Annotated in this window: 2 pseudogenes; one reads left to right on the forward strand and one right to left on the reverse strand. The window is 49.4% G+C overall.

Annotation, left to right across the window (positions count from 1 at the left end):
* A pseudogene (glnA, locus tag A3766_RS00370) lies at positions 1-442 on the forward strand (glutamine synthetase); the annotation flags it as partial.
* Here the strand turns inward: glnA (A3766_RS00370) and glnA (A3766_RS28665) are convergent.
* Positions 435-617: pseudogene (glnA, locus tag A3766_RS28665) on the reverse strand (glutamine synthetase); the annotation flags it as partial. The pseudogenes glnA (A3766_RS00370) and glnA (A3766_RS28665) sit on opposite strands and share 8 nt — an antisense overlap.

Consider the following 617-nt stretch of genomic DNA (forward strand, 5'->3'; position numbering starts at 1 on the left):
CGGCTATGCTGGTCTATCTGATGAGTGCCTATACTACATCGGCGGTATCATTAAGCACGCTAAGACTTTGAACGCTTTCACTAACGCTTCTACTAACTCATACAAGCGTTTGGTTCCAGGCTTCGAAGCACCAGTTATGTTGGCATACTCTGCACGTAACCGTTCTGCTTCTATCCGTATTCCATACGTAAATAGCCCGAAAGCACGTCGTCTGGAAGCTCGCTTCCCAGATCCAACGGCTAACCCATACCTAGCGTTCTCTGCGCTACTAATGGCTGGCCTTGACGGCATCCAGAACAAGATCCACCCTGGCGACCCAGCTGATAAAGATCTATATGACCTTCCTGCTGAAGAAGCTGCTGAGATCCCAACAGTTGCTGCTACGCTAGAAGAAGCACTAAACACTCTAGAAGCAGATCACGAATTCCTAACTAAGGGTGGATCTTGTTCTGGATGCCGTCAAGGCCAGCCATTAGTAGCGCAGAGAACGCTAGGTATGGGTTAGCCGTTGGATCTGGGAAGCGAGCTTCCAGACGACGTGCTTTCGGGCTATTTACGTATGGAATACGGATAGAAGCAGAACGGTTACGTGCAGAGTATGCCAACATAACTGGTGC

Source organism: Oleiphilus sp. HI0132 (assembly GCF_001635845.1).